The sequence below is a fragment of the Pseudomonas sp. DE0157 genome, assembly GCF_007678615.1.
Classification (GTDB): Bacteria; Pseudomonadota; Gammaproteobacteria; order Pseudomonadales; family Pseudomonadaceae; genus Aquipseudomonas; species Aquipseudomonas parafulva_B.
The window spans coordinates 74,163-93,754 of sequence record NZ_VEJN01000006.1; the positions used below are offsets into that span (position 1 = coordinate 74,163).

Annotated in this window: 17 protein-coding genes; 5 read left to right on the forward strand and 12 right to left on the reverse strand. The window is 61.8% G+C overall.

Annotation, left to right across the window (positions count from 1 at the left end; all coding sequences use genetic code 11):
• Positions 1 to 27: 27 nt before the first annotated feature.
• Both FS777_RS09755 and FS777_RS09760 read right to left on the reverse strand, forming a co-directional pair.
• Positions 28 to 732: an SDR family oxidoreductase gene (locus FS777_RS09755; protein WP_058637294.1), complete on the reverse strand. Its 705-nt coding sequence runs from the start codon at positions 730 to 732 to the stop codon at positions 28 to 30.
• A gap of 85 nt (positions 733 to 817) precedes the next feature.
• Positions 818 to 1,723 (reverse strand): LysR substrate-binding domain-containing protein, encoded by a 906-nt coding sequence (locus tag FS777_RS09760; protein ID WP_058637295.1) that lies wholly within the window; start codon positions 1,721 to 1,723, stop codon positions 818 to 820.
• Positions 1,724 to 2,224: 501 nt separating this feature from the next.
• Between FS777_RS09760 and FS777_RS09765 the strand changes: the two genes are divergently transcribed.
• Together FS777_RS09765 and FS777_RS09770 are read left to right on the forward strand one after the other, a co-directional pair.
• A complete protein-coding gene (locus FS777_RS09765) occupies positions 2,225 to 4,078 on the forward strand; it encodes an ABC transporter ATP-binding protein (RefSeq protein ID WP_145255264.1) in 1,854 nt (617 codons plus the stop codon).
• 228 nt (positions 4,079 to 4,306) lie between these two features.
• The gene (locus FS777_RS09770) at positions 4,307 to 4,843 is read left to right on the forward strand and encodes a WYL domain-containing protein (protein ID WP_145255267.1); all 537 of its coding nucleotides are present in this window, start codon (positions 4,307 to 4,309) and stop codon (positions 4,841 to 4,843) included.
• A 7-nt stretch (positions 4,844 to 4,850) separates the two neighbouring features.
• Here FS777_RS09770 and FS777_RS09775 read toward each other — a convergent pair whose 3' ends face one another.
• Both FS777_RS09775 and FS777_RS09780 read right to left on the reverse strand, forming a co-directional pair.
• Positions 4,851 to 5,573: a hypothetical protein gene (locus tag FS777_RS09775; protein ID WP_058637298.1), complete on the reverse strand. Its 723-nt coding sequence runs from the start codon at positions 5,571 to 5,573 to the stop codon at positions 4,851 to 4,853.
• 83 nt (positions 5,574 to 5,656) lie between these two features.
• A complete protein-coding gene (locus FS777_RS09780) occupies positions 5,657 to 5,959 on the reverse strand; it encodes a DUF3077 domain-containing protein (protein ID WP_058637299.1) in 303 nt (100 codons plus the stop codon).
• Positions 5,960 to 6,126: 167 nt separating this feature from the next.
• Between FS777_RS09780 and FS777_RS09785 the strand changes: the two genes are divergently transcribed.
• Positions 6,127 to 6,750, forward strand: a complete 624-nt coding sequence (locus tag FS777_RS09785; protein ID WP_058637300.1) for a glutathione S-transferase family protein — start codon at positions 6,127 to 6,129, stop codon at positions 6,748 to 6,750.
• Positions 6,751 to 6,783: 33 nt separating this feature from the next.
• Here FS777_RS09785 and FS777_RS09790 read toward each other — a convergent pair whose 3' ends face one another.
• Positions 6,784 to 7,953, reverse strand: a complete 1,170-nt coding sequence (locus tag FS777_RS09790; protein WP_145255270.1) for an MFS transporter — start codon at positions 7,951 to 7,953, stop codon at positions 6,784 to 6,786.
• A 95-nt stretch (positions 7,954 to 8,048) separates the two neighbouring features.
• On the opposite strand from FS777_RS09790, the gene FS777_RS09795 reads away from it, so the two are divergent.
• Positions 8,049 to 8,960: a LysR family transcriptional regulator gene (locus FS777_RS09795; RefSeq protein WP_058637302.1), complete on the forward strand. Its 912-nt coding sequence runs from the start codon at positions 8,049 to 8,051 to the stop codon at positions 8,958 to 8,960.
• Here FS777_RS09795 and FS777_RS09800 read toward each other — a convergent pair.
• Positions 8,933 to 10,357 carry an MBL fold metallo-hydrolase RNA specificity domain-containing protein gene (locus FS777_RS09800; RefSeq protein WP_178091260.1) on the reverse strand — a complete coding sequence of 475 codons (1,425 nt, stop codon included), beginning with the start codon at positions 10,355 to 10,357 and terminating at the stop codon, positions 8,933 to 8,935. The genes FS777_RS09795 and FS777_RS09800 overlap by 28 nt on opposite strands.
• Positions 10,358 to 10,485: 128 nt before the next feature.
• A complete protein-coding gene (locus tag FS777_RS09805; protein ID WP_078478743.1) occupies positions 10,486 to 11,868 on the reverse strand; it encodes a PLP-dependent aminotransferase family protein in 1,383 nt (460 codons plus the stop codon).
• A 124-nt stretch (positions 11,869 to 11,992) separates the two neighbouring features.
• On the opposite strand from FS777_RS09805, the gene FS777_RS09810 reads away from it, so the two are divergent.
• Entirely contained in the window at positions 11,993 to 12,862 is an 870-nt protein-coding gene (locus tag FS777_RS09810) for a DMT family transporter (protein ID WP_078478744.1), read from the forward strand.
• An 81-nt stretch (positions 12,863 to 12,943) separates the two neighbouring features.
• Here FS777_RS09810 and FS777_RS09815 read toward each other — a convergent pair whose 3' ends face one another.
• Genes FS777_RS09815 through FS777_RS09835 form a run of 5 tightly spaced genes read right to left on the reverse strand, consistent with a single transcriptional unit; the run spans position 12,944 to position 19,441 of the window.
• A complete protein-coding gene (locus FS777_RS09815) occupies positions 12,944 to 13,321 on the reverse strand; it encodes a response regulator (RefSeq protein WP_027914716.1) in 378 nt (125 codons plus the stop codon).
• Positions 13,322 to 13,366: 45 nt separating this feature from the next.
• On the reverse strand, positions 13,367 to 14,593 hold the full coding sequence (locus FS777_RS09820; protein ID WP_078478745.1) for a hybrid sensor histidine kinase/response regulator: 1,227 nt from the start codon (positions 14,591 to 14,593) through the stop codon (positions 13,367 to 13,369).
• A complete protein-coding gene (locus FS777_RS09825) occupies positions 14,587 to 15,162 on the reverse strand; it encodes a chemotaxis protein CheB (protein WP_058603912.1) in 576 nt (191 codons plus the stop codon). Before FS777_RS09825 ends, FS777_RS09820 begins: the two co-directional genes overlap by 7 nt.
• Complete coding sequence (locus tag FS777_RS09830; RefSeq protein WP_078478746.1) at positions 15,159 to 15,980, reverse strand: protein-glutamate O-methyltransferase CheR; 822 nt, start codon at positions 15,978 to 15,980, stop codon at positions 15,159 to 15,161. The genes FS777_RS09825 and FS777_RS09830 overlap by 4 nt, the downstream gene beginning before the upstream one ends.
• Positions 15,977 to 19,441: a response regulator gene (locus tag FS777_RS09835; RefSeq protein WP_078478747.1), complete on the reverse strand. Its 3,465-nt coding sequence runs from the start codon at positions 19,439 to 19,441 to the stop codon at positions 15,977 to 15,979. Before FS777_RS09835 ends, FS777_RS09830 begins: the two co-directional genes overlap by 4 nt.
• Between the last annotated feature and the right edge of the window lie 151 nt (positions 19,442 to 19,592).

Consider the following 19,592-nt stretch of genomic DNA (forward strand, 5'->3'; position numbering starts at 1 on the left):
GAGCCTGCCTTGAGCGCATCGTTCAACTCAGACGCTTCGGGTCAGGCCCCCGTCGACCCGGATATTCTGCCCGGTGATGTAGGCGGCGCCATCACTGGCCAGAAACGCGACCGTGGCGGCGATTTCGTCGCTACTGCCATAGCGCTTGAGCGGCACGCTGTCGCGACGCTGCTCGGTGGCCGGCAAGCTGTCGATCCAACCCGGCAGCACGTTGTTCATGCGCACATTGTGAGGTGCGTAAGTGTCCGCGAAGAGTTTGCTGAACGCAGCCAGTCCGGCACGCATCACGGCGGATGTGGGAAACAAATCGCTGGGTTCGAAGGCCCAGGCACTGGAGATATTCACGATGACCCCGCCGCCCTGGCGCTGCATCACTGGCGTGACCAGGCGTGTGGGCCGGATGACGTTGAGCAGGTAGGTGTCCATGCCGGCATGCCAGTCGGCGTCGCTCAGCTCCAGCACCGGCCCCCGAGGTCCGTGGCCCGCGCTGTTGACCAGCACGTCGATGCGGCCCCACCGCTGCATGACCTCATCGACCAAACGCTCAAGGTCCTCCGTGCACTGATTGCTACCCGTCACGCCCAGCCCGCCCAGCGTCCTGGCCAAGGCCTCGCCCTTGCCAGAGGAGGAAAGAATCGCGACCTTGTAGCCATCGGCGGCCAGACGCCTGGCTGCCGCCGCGCCCATGCCGCTGCCGCCTGCGGTGATGATTGCAACCTTTTCGATTGTCATGCTGCCTCCTGTGATGGGTCATCGAGTAGGTACAGGGCTCAGGCTACCAAATGGCAGAAAAGCGAGGGAGACAGCTGCCAATGCGTTAGCCAGTAGTTTTGCTATCACCGGCATCAGACCTGAGCCAGTCGATGACCCACTGCAGCAGCTGCGTCTCTCGCCCTTTGCGGGGCCATACCAGGTAGAACGCCTTGTCTGGGCGCAGGTGCGATTCGGCGACCTGGACCAGGCGCCCGGCGTCGATGTCCTGCGCAACGAAGGCGCGTTCCGCCAGCGCAATGCCCTGCCCGCCAATGGCCGCGTCGATGGCAAGCGACGTCTGGTTGAACTGGACAGACCTTGCACAGACGGCGGGGTGACCGGGATAGACCTGCGCACGGTAAGACGGCCACCAATCATGAGCATCACTCAGGGCCACATAGCGCTCCAGGCTTGCGAAGTCTTCAGGCGGGCCAAGCGCCGCTACCAGGGAGGGGCTCGCCACCGCGATGATGTCCGAGGCCATCAACAGTGCCTGCTCAAGCCCTGGCCCAAAAGGCGGGCGCCCGTAGCGCACGGCAAGGTCGACGCCGTCGGTATGAAAATGCGACAGCCGATCGGTGGCCAGTATTCGCACATCCAATGTCGGGTGGCGCTCGGCCAGTCCGCCGAGCCTGGGTATCAGCCACTTGGCTGCGAAGGTAGGAGTCACGCTGACAGTGATATGGGAAGGCGCAGGTCGCAGCCGGCGCGTCGCCTCATTGAGCATGCCCATCGCAGTGCGCACGGTTTCGCTATACCCCCGGCCAGCGTCGGTCAATGCCAGGCCTCGGGGCAGGCGTTCGAACAAGCGTACCTCCAAGGCGCGCTCCAACCCCCGAATCTGCTGAGCCACGGCAGCCTGGGTAACCCCCAGCTCTGCAGCAGCCAGGCGAAAATTGAGGTGCCGTGCCACGACCTCGAATACCCGCAGGGCGCCAAGGGACGGCAAGTCGGAAAAAAGGGCAGGCATAGGACGTTGTTCGATCCAGGCTGGGCAGATTGGCACGAGGCTAGCCCCATCCATGCAGGAAGTCGATGAGCGTTCAGGCCAAAGTGTCCGTTCGGCCGAGCAGGACTGACCGGCAACTCCCTCGCTGCACGCTCAGGCGGGCATGGATACATTCCTTTGCAATTGCCAGAAACAAGCGCTGGTACTATGACCTCACCGCTTGCCCACACGGACCGTCAGCATGCAGATACGCACACTTTCCCGCCATGAATTCAATGAGGCCAGCGCCTAGGGCATGAATTGGCATGCGGACACGCTCGTGCCTCTTCTGCCTGCACAGGGCATGGCGACAGAGGCTGATTGACTGGCCGATGCAACAGGCCTTGAGCACGTGGTGCCTCACGCAGGCCAATGACGCTGAGATTTTTGATCAGATGGACACTCGTTGTGTCTATGTAAAGGCGGGCACTGCTGGTGCAGTACCAGGACTGCCACGCCATTCGTTTTTCCCGGAGACACTGCATGCTTCATATCTTTGAGCGTAGGCTCGACCCATTCCCTCCCGATGAGGTACCGCCGCCTCCCGTTGGCCTCGTGCCGTTTCTGTGGGCGTGCACCCGTGGGGCGCGCGGCTACATTCTGGCGCTGGCCCTGCTCAGTGCCGGCGTGTCCCTGTACGAAGCCTGGTTGTTCAGCTTCCTTGGCCAGGTGGTGGACCTGCTGTCGGCCTGGCAGGCCGGCGACACCGCTGCCGCCCAGGAAAGTCACGTATTGTGGGGAATTGGCATCGTCCTGGTGATCAGCATAGGCTTGGTGGCGCTACGCACCATGGTCCAGCACCAGATACTGGCCATCAACCTGCCGCTGCGCCTGCGCTGGGATTTTCACCGGCTGATGCTGCGCCAGAGCCTGTCGTTCTTCTCCGATGAGTTTTCCGGGCGGGTCACCACCAAGGTGATGCAGACTGCATTGGCCGTGCGCGAGGTACTGTTCACGGTCATTGAGATCCTGCCTGGCATTGGCGTCTATTTCATCGCCATCATCGCCCTGGCCGGCGGCTTTGCCTTGAAACTGATGCTGCCGTTCATTGCCTGGCTGGTGCTGTTCGGGCTGGCAATGGTCTATTTCGTTCCACGCCTGGGCGCAGTGGGTGAAGAGCAGGCCCATGCGCGCTCGTCGATGACTGGGCGCATTTCCGACGCCTATACCAACATCACCACGGTCAAGTTGTTCTCGCACTCCAAGCGCGAAGCCCATTTTGCCCGGGCGGCCATGGAGGACTTCAAGCAGACCGGTTTCCGGCAGATGCGTCTGGTGAGCCAGTTCGAGATCGTCAACCAGGCGTTGGTGGTAGGGCTGATTCTCGGTGCAGGCGGTTATGCGCTGTGGCTATGGCACCAGGGCCAGGTGGGCACCGGCGCTGTGGCGGCCATCACCGCCATGGCCCTGCGCATCAATGGTATGTCGCACTGGATCATGTGGCAGATGACCTCATTGTTCGAAAACATCGGCACACTTCAGGACGGCATGGCCACCCTGACGCGCGGCCCGAAAGTGCAGGACGCCCCGGACGCCACTGCGCTGGTGACCCGTGGTGGCGCGGTAACATTCGACAAGGTCAGTTTCAACTACAACGGTGAACGCCAGGTACTGACCGACCTCAGCCTAGACATCAAACCGGGTGAAAAAGTGGGCCTGGTCGGCCGCTCAGGTGCTGGCAAGTCGACGTTGATCAACCTGCTGCTGCGCTTTTACGACGTGGACAGTGGCCAGATCTGCATCGATGGTCAGGATATCGCGAAGGTCACTCAGGACAGCCTACGCAGCGCCATTGGCATGGTGACCCAGGATACGTCCCTGCTGCATCGCACCATTGGCGAGAACATCGCCTATGGTCGGCCAGATGCCACCGAGGCGCAAATCCAGGCGGCCGCCCGTGATGCGCAAGCTCACGGGTTCATCAGCCAGCTCAGCGACCAACACGGTCGCACCGGCTACGACACCATGGTCGGGGAGCGCGGCATCAAGCTGTCCGGTGGGCAACGTCAGCGCATCGCCATCGCCCGGGTGATGCTCAAGAACGCACCCATCCTGCTGCTCGACGAGGCGACCAGTGCACTGGATTCCGAGGTGGAGGTCGCCATCCAGGAAAGCCTGGACGAGATGATGGAAGGCAAGACCGTGATTGCGATCGCCCATCGCCTGTCCACGATCGCCGCCATGGACCGTCTGATCGTGATGGATGAAGGGCGCATCATCGAGCAGGGTACGCATGCCCAGTTGCTGGAGAAGAACGGCACCTATGCGCGCCTGTGGCAGCATCAGAGCGGTGGCTTCCTTGGCGAAGACCAGGGTATGGCGCACGCGCTCAACTGAATGGGCGCGCGCTGATCCGTTGCCTGGACAAATAATGTTAGAGCGTTGACCCATCGCCCCTGTGTGGTTGACTCAGGAGCGATGGGTTTGCAATTACAAAGGCGCTGTTTGCGCTCGTCGCTCACATCACTGGCATGAACGACTTGGTCCAAACTCTTCTAGACGGTATCCTCCGGTAGCTTAAAGCCACCAGTTAGGCGTTCATTGTAAGCCCTCAAGGAAGAGCCTTTGCCCAGTCGATCATCTCGTCACACCATCGCCCGCCAATGGGAACTCCTCAAGCTACTGCCGGGCCGCCATCCCGGCATGAGTTGCACGCAATTACAGGCAGCGCTGTCCAGCGCAGGTCATGCCACGACTAAGCGAACGGTCGAGCGTGACCTGGTCGAACTGGCAGGGCTGTTCCCGTTGCAGCGCAACAGCGCGTGCATGCCCTATAGCTGGCACTGGCAGCCCGGAAGCAAGTTGCGCGACGGGGCAACGACCACGCAAGGTGAGGCCCCTGTCCACGTGGAATTGCATGCCTGGGTCGACGAGTCGCTCTATCATCATCTGGAGACGCATCCGCTGGGTACGGGCATGCGCCTCACACGCCTGCCCAATGGCGGTGCCATTTTGGTGACGACGGTAGCGGATGATCGAGCGTTGATGGGCTGGCTGCTGTCCCAGGCCGGGGCGATCCGCGTTCAGGGACCGCAATCGGTGCGCCTGGCCTTGCTGGAACACCTGCGTCAGAGCCTGGCACTGCACGACACTGGCGCTTGAGTAACGCCTAGGACGGCCGCCGGCGGGACAGGCAGGCGTAACCCAGCGCCAGCACGCTCACCCCCAGAACAGCCAACAGCCCCATCAGCTCTGTGCTGTAGCGGGCAACCCAGGCCGGGAAGCCGGTGACCGACTGATACACCTGAATGTCCGCCGTGCCTTCGGCGTAGCTGATACCGACCCCACTCTGGCGTATCTGCGAATAATCAGCATCGAAATACACCCAGACCTTGCTGGCGCCACCGGCCTCTATCGCCGGGATCTCAAGCTGAGCAGTGGCAGCTTCAAGCAAGGTGTCATTGCCGGCCGAATCGCGGATTTGCACCAGGCCTTTGGACGGCAAGCGAATCCTCACCTGGTCCACGGGTGCATTGCCGGTGTTCTGCAACTCGATGAGCAAGCCAGTCCGGTGGTCGACCAGGCCGGCCTCGAAAGGTTTTGCAAACAGCTGGGCATAAGGCGCCTGGGCTATCTCCACCAGCCGGTCGACCTGATCTCGGCTCAGTTGCCCTTGGCCGATCGTGTTTATGCGTGCACTCAACTGCTCGTACTTGAGCTGCTCGCTGGCTTTGCTGATGCGCTCGCTGAACTGCCCTGGATAGGTCAGGTAGGCATAGGTCAGCGACGCTTCCAGGCGCGGGCTGCCCACCACTGCCTTGTAGACGAACAACAGGGCCGCCAGCCCGATCAGAACGGCTACGAGGAGTTTCCCCACCTTGTCCCAGCTCAATGCACTCTTCCTTTTGTCGAGTTACAGGCGATACGCGCCGCCAAGGGTGCCAAGTTCGCAGCCCCCAGGCAAGCGCCTGACCGCTATCGTTCGACATCGTCCTCACGAACATTGCGCAACGCCTGCAATTGCCCGTCGATAAGGGCCTTGGCCATGGCGGCCAGGTAGCAGGTGGCAAGCATCGCGTTTCTGCGGTCTGCGGGCTTGTCGATGGCCTTGCGGGTAAGCTCGGTGATGCAACCCATGATGGTGGATGCTTCCATCAAGGCAGTACGCAAGGGCAACGCTGGCTTCATCTGGACCAGGTCGGAACCGGCGCTTGCGAAACGTCGGGCTGCGTTGACCACGGTGGGGCCTTGGGTTGGTAGGGTGGGTTTGTTGTCCATGCTGTTTGCTCCCTGTCTGGAGACCCGAGACTAGGCAGGTGCTTCCGTGAGCACAACGACCAGCAAGTGCATGCGCGCATTTTCAGAAAGGGCCTACATGATCGCTGCCTCTTGACCGTTTGCCCTCGGTCACCGAGGATCGAAACCCCGCCTACAAGGATGTCAACATGCTGCGCATACTGGGCAAAGCCTCATCGATCAACGTTCGCAAGGTGCTGTGGGCGTGCGCGGAGTTTCAGGTCCCGTTCGTGCGTGAGGACTGGGGATCGGGCTTTCAGGCAACCGACAGCGAAGCGTTTCTTGCGCTCAACCCAAACGCCCTGATCCCCGTCATCCAGGACGGCGACTTCACCTTGTGGGAGTCCAACAGCATCATTCGCTACTTGGCCAACTGCTATGGCGCAGCAGCGTTCTACCCAGTGGAGGCCCGCACCCGGGCCAGGATCGACCAGTGGATCGACTGGCAGGCTTCGGACCTGAACGCCTCCTGGCGCTATGCGTTCCTGTCGCTGGTTCGGCATTCACCTGCCCATCAGGACCCGCATGCGCTGGCCAACGGCTGTGCCGAGTGGGGGCGCAACATGCTCATTCTCGAGCGCCAACTGGCCCGCACTGACGCCTACGTGGCAGGGCGCGACTTCACACTGGCCGACATTCCCATTGGCCTGTCGGTCAACCGCTGGTTCGAAACACCGCTCGAACACCCTCACCTGCCTGCCTTACGCGATTATTACGAGCGCCTGAGCGAGCGCCCGGCCTACCATGAACATGGGCGTAACGGCACGCCCTGACCGCTAGCAGAGGCCTTGGCGCAGGCCCATGCCTCAGACCGCGACCTGGGTAACCTGGTGGCGACCCCGCCAGGCGAACGTCAGCACCATTATCAAGCCCAGCCCCGCAGTGCCAGCGCCGGCCAACGCGATGGCCGAGTAACCGAGGCCGCCGTTGATCACGGCGCCCCCTAAGGCAGCGCCAGTGGCGTTGCCCAGGTTGAAAGCTCCGATGTTCACAGCCGATGCCAGGTTCGGTGCGTCCTTGGCGGCCTCCATCACGCGCATCTGCAGGGGCGGCACGAGGGCGAAGCTGGCTGCGCCCCAAACCAGGATTGCGCCAGCGGTCAGCAGGGACGAGCCCAGCACCAGTGGAAACACCAGCAGCACTGCGATCAGCACGGCGAGCGAGACGATCAGGGTTCGATCTACGGAACGGTCCGCCGCCTTACCGCCCCACACGTTACCCAGGGTCAGGCCAACACCAAACAGCACCAGCATGGACGTGACGAATGCAGTAGAGGCGCCGGCTTCGTTTTGCAGGATGGGCGCGATGTAGGTAAACACCGTGAACATCGCGCTGGAACCCACCACGGTCAGGAGCAAGGCAGCCAACACGGGCCCACGGGTCAGCACACGTATCTCGGCCAGTGCACCGTCGCCTTTGGGCGATGGCACATTTGGCAAGGCATACCACAGCGTAGTCATCGCCACCAGGCCGAGCCCGGCTATGCCCCAGAACGCCGTGCGCCAGCCGAGCAACTCGCCAAACCAGGTCGCCAGAGGGACACCGCCGATGGTGGCCAGCGTCAGGCCCATGAACATTGCAGCCACGGCGCCGGCACGTTTCTCAGCGGGCACCACGCTGGCCGCGACGATGGCACCTATACCGAAGAAGGCGCCGTGGTTGAGCGAGGTCACCACCCGTGCGACCAACAGGCTGGCGTAGTCACTGGCCAGGGCCGACATCAGGTTGCCCAAGGTGAAGATGGCCATCAGGCCGATCAGCAGGTATCGGCGCGGTACGCGTACGGTTGCCAGGGTCATGAGCGGGGCGCCGATCAGTACACCCAGTGCATAGGCGCTGACCAACAGACCCGCGGCCGGAATGGAAACGCCCAGATCAGTGGCGATGCTGGGCAGCATACCCATGGGGGCGAACTCGGTAACCCCGATACCGAATGCGCCCATGGCGAGCGCTACAAGGGGTGGGTTGATACGCATGGCTAAACTCCTTATCTGTGCCGTAAATGCTACGATCTGTTTCACCAAGGCACTAGATAGCGATTGTGCGAACCACCTTTGCGTACGAGGCACAAATGGATCTGACAGGACGATCAGGCGAGATGGAAGTGTTCACCAAAGTGGCGCAAGCAGGCAGCCTGTCCGCCGCCGCCCGTGCACTGGGCCTGACCCCCTCTGCTATCAGCCGCATATTGGCGCGTACCGAGCAGCGTCTGGGTACACGGCTGATGCTGCGCACCACTCGCGCGCTTACCCTCACGCCAGAAGGCGAGGCATACCTGCGAGGGGCACGACGTGTACTGACCGACCTTCAGGAAGTGGAGCAGGCCATTACCGACCAGGGCGTGCCGCGCGGTCGGGTTCGCGTCAGCGCTGCACTTGGGCATGGCCGGCTGCGCATCGTCCCCTTGGTGGCGGCGTTCAGCGTGCAGTACCCGCAGGTACTGGTTGATCTCACCCTCAGTGACGAAGTTGCCGACGTACTCGGCGGGCAGGCCGATGTGGCCGTGCGCTTCGGAGCGCTGCCAGACAGTTCGCTGAATGCTCGGCAAATCGATGAAACGGGCCAAGTGATCGTGGCCTCGCCGGACTATCTGAGCCGGCGGGGCACCCCTTTGCTGCCCGAAGACTTGGCCAAGCACAACTGCTTGCGGTTCAACTTCAGGCGCGCCACCTCGGACTGGCCGTTCGTACGTGACGGGCGCGGGTTCGCATTGAAAGTAAGCGGCAACATCGAATGCAGCAGCGGCGAGGCTCTGGCCCAGTTGGCCAGGCTGGGCGCAGGCATCGCCCGGATAGGCACCTTCACCGTCGCCGATGACCTGGCCAGCGGGCGCCTGGTGTCACTGCTCGAGGCCTTCAACCCAGGCGACCGTGAACCGATTCACGCCGTCTTTGCCGGTGGACCGAACATGCCCGCACGCGTGCGGGTGTTCGTGGACTTCCTGGTCGCCAACCATCAGGGGATGTGCACACTTCCCTCGTGACCGCTCTCGCGATAACGCGCTCGCAAAACGCCAGCCAGGCACTGCTTGGCCTCAGGCTCTCCGTGTATCAGGCGGATATGCGACGGCCAGGCCTGCATGCGTGTGACGAAACCGACCAGATCTGCCTGATCGGCGTGGGCTGAATAGCCCTCCACGCGCTCTATTGCGGCACGGATGTCTATGCGCTCGCCGTCCAGCATGACGTAGCCGCCTTCCGGGCCGTGGGTCAGGATGTCCCGGCCAGGTGTGCCATGGGCCTGGTAACCGACGAAGACCACATCGTGCCGGGCATCACCCAGCATCGCCTTGAGGTAGTTGACAATACGCCCACCCGAGCACATGCCATTGCCCGCGATGACGATGGCCGGCCGGGCCGTCTCGGCCAGGTGCTGAACGATGCGCTGGTGTTCCTCATGGCTGTCGATGGTGATCAGTTGCTTGAAGGACAGGGGCTTGCGTCCCTCCTTGATGCGATCCTGGGCTGATTCGTCCCAATACCCTTGCAGACCTTTGTAGACCTGCGTGAAACGGCTGGCCAGTGGTGAATCGAGGATGATCGGCAAGTGTGGCCAATCCACCTCGGGGCCGCTGTTGGTCTGGTCCTGCCCCGCCAGTTCATGCTCGTGGAGGATTTCCTCCAGCTCGTAGAGCAAGTCCTGGGTGCGGCCAATACAGAAAGACGGGATAAGCACCGTGCCCTGATTTTGCAAGGCGCGCTCGATGACGGCCTGCAAGCGTTCACGCCGGTGCTCCCGGTCGGCGTGGCGGCGGTCGCCGTAGGTGCTTTCCAGAATCAGCAGATCAGCGCGCTCGGGAGGGGTCAGGTCTGGCAAGAGCGGGGAATGCGGGGCTCCCAGGTCACCACTGAAGACCACGCGCTGGGCAGTGGCATCCGGCCCTGTCATTTCGAGTTCCACATAAGCCGAACCCAGCACATGGCCGGCCGGTTGCAGCCTGACTTTGCAATGGGCACCCTCGGTTTCGTGGAGCGTGAACCAGTTGCCGTAGGGCAAAGCGATGGTGCGCTGCTCCACCACCTTGAGATAGCGTTCCAGTTGCTCCGGATCGTCGCTGATACCTAGACGGAACGCGTCTTCGAGTACGATGGGCAACAGTTGGGCTGACGGTTCGCTGCACAGGATCGGCCCCTCGAAACCTGCAGCCAGCAAATGTGGGATTCGCCCGACGTGATCCAGATGCACATGGGTCACGATCAGGGCCTTGACGCCATCGATGGTGAAGTCGAGGGTCAAGCCCTCCCCGCCTTGCCCCTCGTCCTCGCCTTGGAAGGCGCCGCAGTCGATCAGCAAGCTGGCCGTCTGGTCCATCCAGACTTGATGGCAGGAGCCGGTCACGCCCTCGCGGGCGCCGTGGTGAATGATTTCCGGGTGATCCATGATGGCTAGCCTGCGTGAGCCTTGAGATACGTTGGGCATTGCCGGCTGGATGAGGGTTCAGAAAAGCTCGGGCGTCATGGTTGCTGGGGCCGCATTGCGGCCCGATGCCGGCGTATTTAGGCGCAGGTTCAGGCATTCAGGGCCCGTGCCAGTACTTCATAGATTCTCGCGTCGGCCGACTGCGCGACGTTAAAACGCACATAGTCGCCAGCCGTCTGGGACTGGCTGAAAGCATTCCCAGGCGCCAGCACCACGCCATCGTCCAAGCATACCTTGGCCAACGCGGCAGCGTCCTTGCCCTGCGGCAGACGGCACCACAGGTACAGCCCTGCCTGCGGCATCAGCCAAGGAACGATACCGAGCGCTTTGAGCTTTTCAGCCGTCCTGTCCCGTTCGATGGCAAGGCGCATCCTCACGTTCTCCATATGCCTGCGGTAGCCGCTGCCGGTGATCGCATGGTGAATGATGTCCGCTGCCAGGCGACCGCCACCGAACGTGGTGGCGATCTTCAGATCGACCAGGCTCTGAATCCAGTCGTGACGCGTGGCGATGTACCCACACCTGACCGAAGCGGAGACGGTCTTGGAAAAACTGCCAATCTGGATGACCCGCGCCAGGCCATCGAAGGCCGCGAGCCTGGGCGCTGGCGTATGCTCGAAATCGGCGAAGACGTCGTCCTCGACGATCAACAAGCTCGCGGCCTCAGCGAGCTTGAGCAGCCGGTGTGCAGTGCCCGGTGACAGGGAGGCACCTGTTGGGTTGTGAATACCGGAATTGGTGATGTAGAGCCGTGGCGAATGCGCCGCCAGGGCAGCACCAAATGCCTCGATGTCAGGGCCAGTAGGGGTCTGACGTACACCGACGACGTTGACGCTATGGGCCCTGAGCAAGGCATGGAAGTTGAAATAACAGGGATCGTCGAGCAGTACGGTGTCACCGGGTTGGAGCAGAAAACGGCAGATCAGGTCGATGGCGTGCGTGCCGGACTCGGTGAGCATGATCTGCTCTGCCGGCACGTCGATGCCAAAGCCTGCCAGTCGCCGCGACAGAAAATGACGCAGCGGCGGATGGCCCTGCGGCGATGCATACTCGACCACCTGCTCGGCTTGCGAGCGCGCAGTAGCCCTGAGCGCCTTGCGCACCCCGGCCTCGAACATCCATTGCGCAGGAAGCCAGCCGCACCCAGGTTTCAACGTGGCGCCAGCAGGTTCGAGCGCCTGGCGAGAAATCCACAGCGGGTCGACTTCGTGCTCAAGCTTGGGCCCCACCTCGGTCAGCACTAAGGGCGCCGCGACCCCTGCCACATAAAACCCGGCGCCACGGCGCGCATGGACTACGCCTTCGGCCACCAGTCGTTCGTAGGCCTCGACCACAGTCGACACCGAAACCTGCATGCTTTGCGCCATTGCCCGTACTGAAGGTATTCGTGCACCGGGCAAATAGGTACGGGCCGCGATGCGCGCATGGACTTCAGTCATGACTTTTCGAATGCGTGTGCTGTGCTCTTTCACTGAAATCCTCTCACCTGTACTGCCCATCGATACCTGACAGTTCCGCCAAACTGTACTGGATTGTACATGGCATCAAAGCGCACGTTGGTGCTGTACTGGCTTCATCAATGACAAGGAGTGCGAGATGCAGAAAACAGCAAGCGGCTGGATCAACGGTTTCATCGGCGTGGTGATTTTCGCAGGCTCCTTGCCCGCAACACGCGTTGCCGTGACGGCGTTCGAACCGACGTTCTTGACCTGCGCGAGGGCAACCATTGCCGCGTTAGTGGGTGCTTGTTGTCTGATTTTGCTGCGTCAGCCCCGGCCTGGGCGAGGCGATTGGTCATCCCTGGGCGTGACGGCACTCGGCGTCGTGGTCGGGTTCCCGCTACTGACTGCATTGGCCTTGCAGCACGTCAGCTCGGCCCACTCCATTGTGTTTGTGGGGCTGCTGCCGCTGTGCACCGCTGGTTTTGCCGTGCTGCGTGGCGGCGAGCGTCCCAGGCCGTTGTTTTGGGCATTTTCGTTGGCAGGTGCCGGGTTGGTGGCGGGGTACGCATCAACCTCTGCAGGGCAGGCTTCGCTACTGGGTGATGGGTTGATGGTCGCGGCAGTCGTGGTGTGCGGATTGGGGTACGCAGAAGGAGCACGCCTGTCCCGCACATTGGGCGGCTGGCAGGTGATCAGCTGGTCGTTGCTGCTTGCGCTACCAGCGATGCTGGTGTTGGCAATCATCACCATGCCCACGAGGGCGAACCTTACGCAAGTCGGCGCCTCTGCCTGGTTCAGCTTCGGTTATGTGGCGTTGTTCAGCATGTTCATTGGATTCGTGTTCTGGTATCGCGGGCTCGTCCAAGGCGGGATCGCGGCAGTAGGCCAATTGCAGTTGGTCCAGCCCTTCATCGGGTTGGGGTTGGCGGCGGTGTTATTGCACGAGCAGGTGAGCTGGGCCATGGTGGCGGTGACGGCGGGTGCGGTGCTGTGTGTTGCCGGGGCCAAGCGGTTCGCCCATTGACGCGCAATCCTGCGGTGGAACTGGAACCAGGCCACTGATCGCTCGACCAGTGGCCAGCCGCTTTGCTGCAACCTACCGCTGTCAGCGCAGCAGGGTCTGGATCTTGTCGTGCAACGTATCGAGGTCGAACGGCTTGGCCAGGATGGGCGCCTTGCGGGTGATCGGGCTGCCGGACTCCAGGATCTCCGCTGGATAGCCGCTGATGAAGATCACCTTGAGGTCCGGCCGCAACTTGACAGCCGGCTCAGCGATTTCCACCCCTGAAATGCCACCGGGCAAGCGAAAGTCAGTCACCATCAGGTCCAGGTGCGGCTTGCTGGCCAGGATGGCAAACGCCTGCTCGCCATCTTCGGCAACCAGCACGTGGTAGCCCTCCCCGGCCAAGTAGTCCCGCAAAATCATGCGAATGGCCGGCTCGTCCTCGACGACCAACACCACATCTTGTGCATCTTCACTCATATCGAAACCTTGGAAATTCTTGCAGTTTGCCATCAGACCCCGGGCTCACGCAGAGGTTGCCCGCGCCTGATCGTTTTGTTGCTCGCGCACGCCAAGCGGCAGTTGCAGGGTGAACGTGGCACCTTGGCCCTCCTCGCTCTCGACCAGAATGCGCCCGCGGTGGGCGTGGACGATCTGCTCGGAGATATAAAGCCCAAGCCCCAGGCCACCAGTAGCCTGATGGTTCGACACCCGCTCGAACTGCTGGAAGATGCGCTGCTGGTTGGCCGCACCAATGCCAATGCCGTTGTCTTGCACCTGCACGCATGCCATGCCGTCGAGCTCGAACACCCGCACGTGCACAGGTTTGCGCTCCCCGTAGCGCAGGGCGTTGGACAAAAGGTTGGCCAGCACTTGCTCGATGCGGAACTCGTCCCACTCGCCAGCCAGGCGCCCGTCACAATGCAGGTCGATTCGGGTATCCAGCGCGATCGCTTGCGCCGTGAAGTTCTCCACCAACCCCCGTACCAGCTGACTGAGGTCAAACAGCTTCGGGCGCAGCGACAGTTTACCGGTGCGGATGCGTGACACGTCGAGCATGTCTTCGATCAGCCGTATCAGGCTGTTGATCTGGCGCTCGTCGCGCTCGACCATGGCCTGTAGCTTTTCCTTACTGAAGGCCTCCAGGTTGCCCCTGGCCAGGTTCAGCTTGCGCAGCTGCGTTTCCAGGATCAAACCATTTAGGGGCGTTCTCACCTCATGGGAGACGATGGACATGAAATCGTCACGCATCCGCACAGCGTGCTCCAGCTCGCAGCGTGCGCTTTGCAGCTTGTCCAGCAAGGCTTCCTGCTCCTGCCGACTGCGCTCGAGCGCTTGCAGTTGCTGGTCGAGCACTTTGCGTTGACGGTAGAGATCGACAAAAACCGAGACTTTGCTTTTGACCGCCATGGTATCGAGCGGCTTGTAGAGAAAATCCACGGCACCGCTTTCGTAGCCCTTGAAGGCATAGTTCATCTCGCGCCCGGCCGCGGTCACGAACACGATGGGGATGTTGCGGGTTTTCTCGGTGCCGCGCATCAGCTCGGCCAGCTCGAACCCGTTCATGCCAGGCATCTGCACGTCCAGGATGGCCAAGGCGAATTCGTGCTCAAGCAGCAGGGACAGCGCCGCTTCGGCGGACTGGGCTTGGTGCACCTCGCGATGGTCACCCTGGATGAGGGCATCGAGGGCCAGGAGGTTTTCTGGCAGATCGTCGACGATCAGCAGTTTAGCGATGGTCTGGCTTAACATGCGCTGGATTCCAGAGTACCAAGCAACTGCTCGATACCACTCAAAGGAAGAATATGGTCGGGCCGGTGCAGGGCCAATGCGGCCTCCGGCATTAGCGCGACCTGTGCATCGCGGGGGTCCTGGACGATGGTCCGGCCGCCGCTGTTCTTGATGTAGGCAAGCCCTTGGGCGCCATCTTCGTTTGCGCCAGTGAGCAATATGCCGAGCAGCGCCTTGCCATAGGCATCGGCTGCCGACATGAACAGGTAGTCGATCGAAGGCCTGGAAAAATGCTGCGGCGGTTCCTGGCTCAAAGACAGGGTGAAGTCGCACTCTACCGAAAGGTGATAACCAGGGCCCGCCACAAAAATGCCGCCGTCTTGCAAAGACTGCTTGTCACGCGCTTCGAGCACCGGCCGGCCCAGGCGACGTTGCAGCACTTCAGCCAGATGGCTATGCCGGTCCTCGGGCAGATGCAACAGGCACACCACCGGAACCCTGCACGTCCCTGGCAACCCGCCGAGCACCTTGAACAGTGCAGTCACACCGCCCGCCGAAGCACCGATCACCACAGCCTGTATGCCCTTCATGACTTGCGGTAGATCCGTTCAGGTTTGACCCAGGGCTCGAAGCGCTGGCTATAGGCCGAGAAATCGACCGACTCCTTGCTGCCCAGCACCAGGAAACCCCGGTGGCAGAGGGACTCGTGGAACAGGCCCAGGGCCCGGTCCTGCAGCACCTTGTCGAAATAGATGAGCACGTTACGGCACGAGACGAGCTGGGTTTCCGAGAACACACTGTCGGTGGCCAGGCTGTGGTCGGCGAAGGTCACCTGCTCACGCAAGGTGCTGTCCATGATGGCATTGCCGTAGGCAGCGGTGTAGTACTCCGAAAAATCACGACGCCCACCGGCCAACCTGTAGTTCTCTTCGTATTCGCGCATGCTCGGCATGGTATAGATGCCCTGCTTGGCTTTTTCCAGTGAGTGCGGGTTGATGTCGGTGGCGTAGATGATGGTGCGCTCCAGCAAACCTTCCTCGCGCAGCAAGATGGCCATCGAATACACCTCTTCGCCCGTACTGCAGCCGGCAATCCAGATCTTTATCGATGGCCATGTGCGCAGCAGCGGGACCACTTCATTGCGCAGGGCAAGGAAGTGGCCAGGGTCGCGGAACATCTCGCTGACCGGAATCGTCAGGTACTGCAACAGCTGCATGAACATGCCTGGGTCATGCAGTACCCGCTCCTGAAGCGCAGACACGGTCTGGCAGTCGAACTGGCGCAGGGCATGCAGGATCCGGCGCTTGATCGAAGCGCCGGAATAGTTGCGAAAATCGTAGCTGTACTTGAGGTAGATGGCCTCGATGAGCAAGCGGATCTCGATGTCGGTATTGCGTTCGCTAATCAAATTCGCTCCAGTTGCGGCAACCACACACGTATCAGCGAGAACAGGCGGTCCAGGTCGATGGGCTTTGCCAGGTAATCATTGGCGCCGGCCTGCAGGCAGCGGTGCTGGTCGTCCTTCATCGCCTTGGCGGTCACGGCGATGATCGGCAGCTTGCGCCAGCGAGGCTGCTGGCGGATCAGCCGGGTCGCTTCGAAACCATCCATTTCCGGCATCATGACGTCCATCAGTACCAGGTCGATATCTTCATGCTGTTCGAGGCGTTCGATGGCCTCGCGGCCATTGCGGCCGATTTCGACGATGGCCCCCTTGTGCTCCAGGGCGCTGGTCAGGGCGAAGATGTTGCGCACATCGTCGTCTACCAACAGGATCTTGCGCCCCTCGAATACCTTGTCGCGGCTTCGCGCGGTCTTGAGCATGCGCTGACGCTCATGGGACAGCTGCGACTCCACCTTGTGCAGGAACAGGGTGACCTCATCGAGCAGACGCTCGGGCGAGCGTGCGCCCTTGATGATGATCGAGCGCGAATACTTGAGCAGGTCGGCCTCCTCTTCGCGCGTCAGGTTACGGCCTGTATAGACGATCACAGGCGGGAACGCGCGGATGTCTTCGGCCGTCATGCGCTTGAGCAACTCGTTGCCGAGCATGTCGGGTAACTTGAGGTCGATGATCATGCAGTCGTAGACGTGCTCGCGCAGCAGTGCCAAGGCCTCCTGGGCCAGGCCCACGGCGGTGATCTCGACGTCCTCATCGCCGATCAGCCGGGCAATGCTCTCTCGCTGCAGGTCATCGTCTTCGACCAGCAGGATGCGCTTTAGCTTCTGGGTCAGCTTGGCTTCCAGGCGCCCGAAGACTTCCTTGAGCTCCTCGCGACTGGTGGGTTTGACCGCGTAACCGACCGCGCCCATGTGCATGGCCGCCTCCACCCGATCCTCGACCGAAATGATATGCACCGGGATGTGGCGCGTCTCGGTCCGCTCCTTCAGGCGCTGCAGTACAGTGAGGCCGGAATGGTCCGGCAGTCGCATGTCCAGGAGTACGGCATCGGGCAGGAACCGAGCGGCCAACTCGAAACCTTCGTCCGCGCCATGGGCCACCAGGCAGCTGTAGCCCAGTTCATGGGCCAGATCGAAGAGAATACGGGCAAAGTTTGGCTCGTCCTCAATGACCAGAATGCAGCGGTTGGTAAACGGCGCCCGCTCGCGATCATCGGTGAAGGCCAGGATCGGGGGCTTGGCCGCCGCTGCTGGCGGCTGGATGACCGAGGGCATTGAAGTCACCGCAGGGCGCAGGGTAAGCGGCGCGACGGGCTGTTCGTCGACATCATGGCGCTCTGGCAGTACCAGGCTGAATACGCTGCCTTGGCCCGGCGTGCTCTGTACGGTGATCTGCCCGCCCAACAGGCGGGCCAGGTCGCGCGAGATGGACAGGCCCAGCCCGGTGCCTCCATAGCGGCGGTTACTGGTGCCATCGACTTGGTGAAATGCGCCGAAGATGGCTTGCTGCTGATCAGGCGCGATACCAATCCCGGTGTCGTGCACCGCGAAGACGATACCGGCCTCGGGCTGGTAACCGATATTCAGGCTGACCTGGCCACGCTCGGTGAACTTGATGGCATTGGACAACAGGTTCTTGAGGATCTGTTCAAGGCGCTGGCGATCGGTGAACAGGGTCGCAGGCACGTGGTCCTCAGCTGTGACCTCGAAGCCCAGCCCCTTCTGGGAGGCCAGTGGCGTGAACATGTCGCGCAAGCCCTCGACCAGACGATCGACGTGGGTCGTTTCGGGGCGCACCTCAAGCTTGCCGGCTTCGACCTTGGCGATGTCCAGGATGTCGTTGATGAGGTTGAGCAGGTCATTGCCTGCCGAGTAGATGGACTCGGCGAATTTGACCTGCTCCTGGCTCAGGTTGCCTTCACCGTTCTCGGCCAGCAGCTTGGCCAGGATCAGCGAGCTGTTGAGCGGCGTACGCAGCTCGTGGGACATGTTGGCGAGGAATTCGGACTTGTACTTGCTCGAACGCTGCAGCTCATCGGCGCGAGCCTGAAGCTCGGTCTGGGCGCGGCTGAGCTCCTCGTTCTTGAGGTCCAGTGCATCGGTGCGTTCGGACAGTTGCTCGTTGGTCTGCTCGAGCTCCGCCTGTTGGGTCTCCAGATAAGCCTGGGACTCCTTGAGCACCCGGGACTGCTCTTCGAGTTCTTCGTTGGCGGTCTTGAGCTCTTCCTGCTGGACCTGTAGCTCTTCGTTGAGCTGCTGGGTTTCGGCCAGCACCTCCTGCAGGCGTTGACGGTAGCGGGCGCTTTCGATCGACATACCCAGGTTGCCCGCCACGCGCTCGAGCATCTCCGCGTCGCGGTCCTGCAATGGGCGCAGCAGCCCCAGTTCAATGACGCCGTTAACCTGACCGTCCTCAAGGGCCGGCACGATCAGCCCGCTGCGCGGTAACCCCTTGCCCAGGCCCGACGCCAAACGGTAATAGTCCTGCGGCAAGGCATCGAGGCGGATAAGCCGTTCTTCACGTACCGCTTGCGCCAGCAAGCCGTGGTGATCACCCAGCACCTGCTCGCGGGCCTGCTCCTGGGCTTCGAGCCCATAACTGGCCACGCGCACCAGGCGGCCATGTTCATCCCGCACATACACGGCGCCCACCACGCTGCCCAGGTAGGCAGCGAAGAAGCGCAGGATCTTGTCACCCAGCATGGGCAGGGACAGTTGACCCAGCACCTGCTGGGCCAGTTGGGTCTGGCCGTTGCGCAGCCAGGCCTGATGCTCCAGGCGCTCCGCAGCGCGCTGCTGGGCCTGCAAGTTCTTGGTGTAGCTATCGGACAGGGCCAGCAGGTCGCGGCGCCCCAGATAAGCGAGTAATGCGCTGAGCCCGACCAGCAACACAACGAATGTGATGATGCCAGCGACGGTGACACTGCTGACCGTCTCGTTGCGGGTCATGCGCAGCTGTTGCTCGGCCCCGATCAGGTCCTCGAACTCCTTGCGGATTTCGTCGGTCAGGCGTTTGCCACGGCCATTACCGATCAGCTCGCGGTATCCCCCTTCGACGCGGCGCAGCTCGATCATCTGGCTGCCGAAGTCGTTCCACGCCCCCTGCAGCGCGATCAGCCGGTCGATGCGTTCGACCTGCTGGGGATTGTCCTCGACCATGCTCCGCAGGCTTTGCAGGCTGTTGAAGATCCTGGGCTTGGCCACCTCGTACGGGTCCAGGAAGCGTTCATCGCCCGTGATCAGAAACCCGCGCATGCCTGTTTCCATGTCGATCGAGAGCTTGAGCGTCTCGTTGGCATTGCCAATCACCTGATCGGTATGTTCCACCCACTGCATGGCAGATAGCAGGTAGTTGATAACGGCGACGAATGCCACGGCACCGAGCAGGCCGAGCCCCAGGGGCAGGCCGATGTTGCGGCTCAACAGCTTGCGAAAGCTACGTTGATCCATCGAGGCAGCTTGTATCATCTGAAAACGCCCGAGCAAATGAAGTCCATGAACAGCATGGTCAATCTTTCCTTATGGTGAGGGGCAGCCCCTGGCCTGGCGCAAGCCCTGATCAGTTGGCCCGGCATTTAGCCAGCATTTGAAACATACCTGTTCCAATCGTTCCATCGGA

Bases quoted from the DNA above. Each gene is read 5' to 3' on its own strand.
- FS777_RS09765 (WP_145255264.1), top strand. From the start codon at position 2,225: ATGCTTCATATCTTTGAGCGTAGGCTCGACCCATTCCCTCCCGATGAG.
- FS777_RS09825 (WP_058603912.1), bottom strand. From the start codon at position 15,162: ATGAAGGGCATACAGGCTGTGGTGATCGGTGCTTCGGCGGGCGGTGTG.
- FS777_RS09785 (WP_058637300.1), top strand. From the start codon at position 6,127: ATGCTGCGCATACTGGGCAAAGCCTCATCGATCAACGTTCGCAAGGTG.
- FS777_RS09800 (WP_178091260.1), bottom strand. From the start codon at position 10,357: ATGGATCACCCGGAAATCATTCACCACGGCGCCCGCGAGGGCGTGACC.
- FS777_RS09810 (WP_078478744.1), top strand. From the start codon at position 11,993: ATGCAGAAAACAGCAAGCGGCTGGATCAACGGTTTCATCGGCGTGGTG.
- FS777_RS09780 (WP_058637299.1), bottom strand. From the start codon at position 5,959: ATGGACAACAAACCCACCCTACCAACCCAAGGCCCCACCGTGGTCAAC.
- FS777_RS09795 (WP_058637302.1), top strand. From the start codon at position 8,049: ATGGATCTGACAGGACGATCAGGCGAGATGGAAGTGTTCACCAAAGTG.
- FS777_RS09755 (WP_058637294.1), bottom strand. From the start codon at position 732: ATGACAATCGAAAAGGTTGCAATCATCACCGCAGGCGGCAGCGGCATG.
- FS777_RS09760 (WP_058637295.1), bottom strand. From the start codon at position 1,723: ATGCCTGCCCTTTTTTCCGACTTGCCGTCCCTTGGCGCCCTGCGGGTA.
- FS777_RS09820 (WP_078478745.1), bottom strand. From the start codon at position 14,593: ATGTTAAGCCAGACCATCGCTAAACTGCTGATCGTCGACGATCTGCCA.
- FS777_RS09790 (WP_145255270.1), bottom strand. From the start codon at position 7,953: ATGCGTATCAACCCACCCCTTGTAGCGCTCGCCATGGGCGCATTCGGT.
- FS777_RS09815 (WP_027914716.1), bottom strand. From the start codon at position 13,321: ATGAGTGAAGATGCACAAGATGTGGTGTTGGTCGTCGAGGACGAGCCG.
- FS777_RS09835 (WP_078478747.1), bottom strand. From the start codon at position 19,441: ATGATACAAGCTGCCTCGATGGATCAACGTAGCTTTCGCAAGCTGTTG.